Origin of the sequence: Bradyrhizobium sp., from assembly GCF_016462955.1 — a bacterium.
GTDB lineage: Bacteria > Pseudomonadota > Alphaproteobacteria > Rhizobiales > Xanthobacteraceae > Bradyrhizobium.
On the sequence record NZ_JAEMSD010000117.1, the window covers coordinates 10,936 to 15,773 of the forward strand.

At 63.9% G+C, this 4,838-nt stretch carries 5 protein-coding genes; 3 read left to right on the forward strand and 2 right to left on the reverse strand.

Annotated features, from left to right (window positions below):
• Window positions 1-309: 309 nt before the first annotated feature.
• Window positions 310-648 (forward strand): membrane protein insertion efficiency factor YidD, encoded by a 339-nt coding sequence (gene yidD, locus JHD07_RS14750; RefSeq protein ID WP_291623354.1) that lies wholly within the window; start codon window positions 310-312, stop codon window positions 646-648.
• Window positions 649-742: 94 nt separating this feature from the next.
• Window positions 743-949, forward strand: a complete 207-nt coding sequence (locus JHD07_RS14755; protein ID WP_291623356.1) for a hypothetical protein — start codon at window positions 743-745, stop codon at window positions 947-949.
• On the opposite strand, the gene JHD07_RS14760 is transcribed toward JHD07_RS14755, so the two are convergent.
• Complete coding sequence (locus JHD07_RS14760; protein WP_291623358.1) at window positions 950-2,164, reverse strand: hypothetical protein; 1,215 nt, start codon at window positions 2,162-2,164, stop codon at window positions 950-952.
• Between the two features lie 2 nt (window positions 2,165-2,166).
• The gene (locus JHD07_RS14765) at window positions 2,167-3,534 is read right to left on the reverse strand and encodes an APC family permease (RefSeq protein ID WP_291623360.1); all 1,368 of its coding nucleotides are present in this window, start codon (window positions 3,532-3,534) and stop codon (window positions 2,167-2,169) included.
• 380 nt (window positions 3,535-3,914) lie between these two features.
• Here JHD07_RS14765 and JHD07_RS14770 point away from each other — a divergent pair.
• Window positions 3,915-4,838: alpha/beta hydrolase (locus JHD07_RS14770; protein ID WP_291623362.1), on the forward strand; the 924-nt coding region annotated here is incomplete at its 3' end.

Here is a 4,838-nt window from a genome sequence, read left to right on the forward strand (position 1 = left end):
GCGCCAGCCAGCGCGACTCCACAAACGGCGGTCCCCACCAGCAACCACCCGCGAAATTTGAGCGACGTCAGGAGTTTCAAACTGGTCCCTTCCCCAAGCCCCAAGAGCGATTCAGGCAAGCCCCGTGTTGCGTTCAATGAGTCTACACATGAACGTCACAAAAAAGGTATCCGGGGGAATACAGATCGTCCATAGATACTTGCTGCAATGCTCCCAAAAAATATGCAAAATATGGCGTACAAACAACAGCTTACGGTTCCCTGCGCCGGAACCGTGCAATACCTTGGTCAAGGTCGCGGCAAAGCGCCCATGAAGCATTCAACCTGCGAGCATTGTTCTAAGCCCCTCGAGGATGCGCTCCTCCTGCCGCGCAGGTTTGGCCGTGCGCTGATCTGGCTGTACCGCCATACGCTGTCGCCCTTGGTGGGCTACAACTGCCGGCATCTTCCAACCTGCTCCGTCTACGGCGATGAGGCGATCGAGCGTTTCGGGCTCTGGGCCGGCGGCTGGATGACGCTCGCGCGCCTGCTCCGCTGCCATCCCTTCGGCACGTCCGGCATCGACAACGTGCCACTCATCCCGCCGCAGGGGGCCCGATGGTATCTGCCCTGGCGCTATGGCCGCTGGCGCGGGGTCAATGCGCGCTGACGCTTGCTGCGGTGCTTCGTGGGGCGCCGCCCTGACTGGAAACCAAGACTTTCCGCGCGCGTTGTCGTGATGCTCCCCACGGGAGGAAACAACGATGCGCTGGAAAATCAGCCCGCATTTTCACGTCAAGCCTGGTCCGCATTTCGGTCGCAGGGGACACGATCCCAGAACCATCGACCTGTTTGTCATCATGGCCCTGCTCGCACTCGTCCTCGGCTCGGGCTGGTACCTGGCGAGAAGCCTGGCAACACAGCCCAGCACGACGACTTACATCGTGCCGAGCCAAAGCGTGCATTGGTAATCATCGGAACCAGTAGAATCGTCCCTGTGACGGAGGGATCGTCTCCGGCGGACGGAGCCGCTTCGGACGAGGCGGCCTTGGCGGCGGTTCAGCAACCGAAGTGGTCTCGGCTCCCGGCGCGGTCTCGCTGCCGGGCACCTTCACCGACAATAGCAGGTTCGATTCGTGCGTCCGCCAGCGATAGCCGACGCCGAAATCGATCGGCTGGGCACGCGTAAACAGCGCGGCGTAGCGCTCCTGGTACCGGCCGGGGAATTCGTCGATGGGACCGAGATAGCGCCCGAACGGGAAGAACCGCCATTGCCGCGCATCGTAGTTCGCGAGCGGAATGCCCGAATCGTCCTGGATGATGGTGGCGCTGTTGGCGAGCAGCCAGTCCCGCACCACGGTGAAGTTGCCGGAGTGCAGCAGATAGGATGCGCTCTTGAGCAGGCTGTTGCCGGGGCCGAGCGTCTCGCAGAATTTCAGGAAACCCGTGCTGCGCGCCCCTGAATTGGAGAGGTCGGTCGAGAAATAATACAGCGTGCGCGCTTCGCCGTCGCTGCCCGCGAAGGTGATGCGGACGCCGCGCGTCGCGTTCCGCCCCGGATTGTCATCGCGGGCATGCATCCCCCCCTTGTCGTCGAGCGCGACCATCTCGACGTTGCGGATGGTTTTGCCGGATCGGGCGAGGAAGACATAGAGGATCGGCAAGGTGCCGTTGACCTGATTGGCGCTCAGGTCGACTTTCATCTGCTTGGTGATGAAGAAGGAGAAGCTCAGGATCGAGCCGAGGGAGCGCTCGACGTTGTAGAGCGCGGCGCCGACCGCACCGCGCGGCAGGCGTGTGAGGTCGGGCACCGCGCCCACCGGCTCGAGCGCGCCGAGCACATATGTGCCGGCCCTGGAATAGAAGGTGTTGGCGTAAAGGAAGTCGGGGCCGCTGAACATGTAGAACATGGTCGGCCGGGGCGCGGCCAGATTGACTTCGGCCCAGCTGCGGATCTTCGCAAGCTGCCGCTGCTCGAGCTGGGCGAAGGCATTGTCGAAGAATTTTGCGTGACGCTGCCAGGCCGGGTCCCGGGTGAGTGGCACCAGGGGCGAGTCGGCCGAAGGCTGCATGCCCGCCAGGAAGCGTGCCGTGTCGTCGAAAGTGACCTCGGCGGCGCCCCCCGCTGAGACGGCGGCGGCCAGGAAGGCGAAAACGACGGCCGCAATTCTCAGAGATCGGAGCATGTCTATTCGCGACGTGGTAAGGCGGCAGCAGCGACGGGCCGCCTGCGGAAAACAGCATAAATCAACAGGCCGGAGAGCATGACGAGCATCCCCGACAGCGACTGAACCGGCCGCTCGGTCAAAAGGTAGTACATCATGAATGCCGTCACGAGCAGGAAAACGAGCGGCGTGACCGGGTATCCCCAGGCGCGATAGGGCCGCGGCAGATCAGGATTGGTGATACGGAGCTTGATGACGCCGGCCACCGTGAAGAACGAGCAGAACAGCAGCGCGAACTGGATGAAGTCGAGCACCGCCTCGAAGCTGCGCGTGAACAGCAGCAGGTTCGCGACGGCGAGCTGAAACAGGATGGCATAGGCCGGCGCACCGCTCACCGATCGCTTCGAGAAGACGCGCAAGGCCGGAATGTCCTCCCCCATCGTCATCATCACGCGTGGGCCGATCCACATCATCGCGCTGATCGAGGAGATCAGGCCGAAGCAGATCATGGCGCCGACGATCCGGCCGCCGAGACTGCCAAAGATGGCGGTGCCGGCGACGCTGGCGACGTCGAGCTGGCCGGCGAGCGCGCTCACCGGCGTAGAATAGAGAAACACCGCATTCAACGCGACATACAGCACGAGCACGATCAACGTGCCCGCGAGCAGCGCGCGCGGCAGGCTCTGCTGCGGCGTCTTCATCTCGCCGATGATATAGGTCGCCGCGTTCCAGCCCGAGAACGAATACATCACGAAGACGAGCCCGATCGCGAAGGGCGCGCTGACGATGTGGACGAGATCGCCCGGCTGCGGCGTGAAGGCGATCGGCTGCGGTACGCCGATGACGAAGCCGGCGACCAGGAAGGCGACGATGAGCACGACTTTCAGGATGGTCGAGATCAGCTGGAAGGCCGAGGAGTGCCTGACGCCGGTCAGTTGCACGAGCGAGACCAGCCACACCACGCCGATGGCGAGCGGGATCGGCGGCAGATCCGGGAGGACCGATTTGGCATATTCACCGAACGCCATCGCGGCGAGCGCGACCGGCGCGGCGAAGCCGACCGTTGCGGACACCCAGCCGGCAAGAAAGCCGAAGGCCGGGTGATAGGCGCGGCCGAGGAAATTGTACTCGCCGCTCGAGCGCGGAAACATCGCGCCCAGCTCGCTGTAGGCGAAGACCCCGCACAGCGCGACGACGCCGCCGATCATCCAGAGCAGCAGGATCGAAAAGCCGGACGGGATGTCCTTGACCTGGAAACCGAGGCTGGTGAAGACGCCGACCCCGATCATGTCGGCGACGACGATGGCGGTTGCGACAGGGACGGAGACCCCGGCCCCGCTCCCGGTCAGCCGTCGCGTCCAGGGCACGGTCGCCGCATCTGATGCCGTCATCAGGGTCCTCGAACCTCAGGCGTTTCGCCTTGCGAGCCCATCGTGCAGTTTGGCCCAGTCAATTCAAGCAGGGTTAACAAGGGTTAAATGAGGCAGCCGCCGCGGGGTACCAAGACACCGCCCAACCACGCTTTTCCGACGATTGCGCTGGATTTGCCGCGAACTCCCGGTTTTCCCTCCCACAATCAGGACACGATTGCATGGTCCTCTTGAGCGTTCCGGATGTGGGGAAGTTTGTCCGGACACTTAACGTCGCCTAAACGCCGGTCGGCTCAATTGTCTCAAATCGTGCCGACGGACTTGATGTCGCGGCTTGGGGTCATGGGTGGATGTTCGGGGCCGTTCCGATACTGAGAGCTGACTTTCGTGCCGATCCGGCGATGTCCGGTCGGCACGGTCGTGCGCTCCGGCTTGGCCTGATCTCAGCCTTGGTGCCGTTGTCGCTGGCGCTGGTTCAATGCGGCAAGGCGCCAGATCCGGCGGCGCTGGCGGCGAACTCGCAGGCGAACGTCCAGATCGTTGCCAAAACCAATGTGCAAACCTCGCGCGCGGCGAGCGGCGACACGTTCGATGACCGCTTCCCCGCCCCTCAATTCAGGGAACGCTTCCCCTCGGCGAGTGAAAGCTTGCTGCAACGGCAGATGTCGGATTTCTCGCCCAAGCGCGCCGTGCAGCCTCAGCCGGATCAGGTGCCGTACAAAGTGGCGTCGCTCGAGCCGCAACTCCCCTACAAGCGCCCGCCCCGCGAGGACCTGACGACGCTCGTCAGCATGAAGTCGTCGGCCTTCCCCTATTTCGGCAACAACCCCGCCTCCGACGCGCCCTTCCTCAACATCTCCAAGGGCGACCGCCGCGGTCACCGCAGCTATTCCGGGCGCGTCTACTGGCAGGACGAGACCTACAGCGACAGCCGCGTGCTGGTGCACGTGCCCGAGCATTTCGACCTGCGCAAGCCGGGCGTGATCGTGGTGTTCTTCCACGGTAATGGCGCGACGCTCGAGCGCGACGTGCGCGACCGGCAGATGGTGCCGAAACAGATTACCGATTCCGGCGCCAATGCCATCCTGCTCGCACCGCAAATGGCGGTCGATGCCGCCGATTCCAGCGCCGGCAAGTTCTGGCAGCAGGGCGGATTCAAGCGCTTCATGGAGGAGTCGGCGACCCACCTCGCCCGCCTCACCGGCGATCCCAACAGCGCGCGCGCCTTCGCCAACATGCCGATCGTGATCGTCGGCTATAGCGGCGGCTTCCTGCCGACGGCCTGGAGCCTGGAGGTCGGCGGCATCAGCGACCGCGTCCGCGGC

What these genes read in the sequence shown, in the direction of transcription:
- JHD07_RS14755 (WP_291623356.1), top strand. Translation starts at nt 743, where the DNA reads ATGCGCTGGAAAATCAGCCCGCATTTTCACGTCAAGCCTGGTCCGCAT.
- JHD07_RS14765 (WP_291623360.1), bottom strand. Translation starts at nt 3,534, where the DNA reads ATGACGGCATCAGATGCGGCGACCGTGCCCTGGACGCGACGGCTGACC.
- JHD07_RS14760 (WP_291623358.1), bottom strand. Translation starts at nt 2,164, where the DNA reads ATGCTCCGATCTCTGAGAATTGCGGCCGTCGTTTTCGCCTTCCTGGCC.
- yidD (WP_291623354.1), top strand. Translation starts at nt 310, where the DNA reads ATGAAGCATTCAACCTGCGAGCATTGTTCTAAGCCCCTCGAGGATGCG.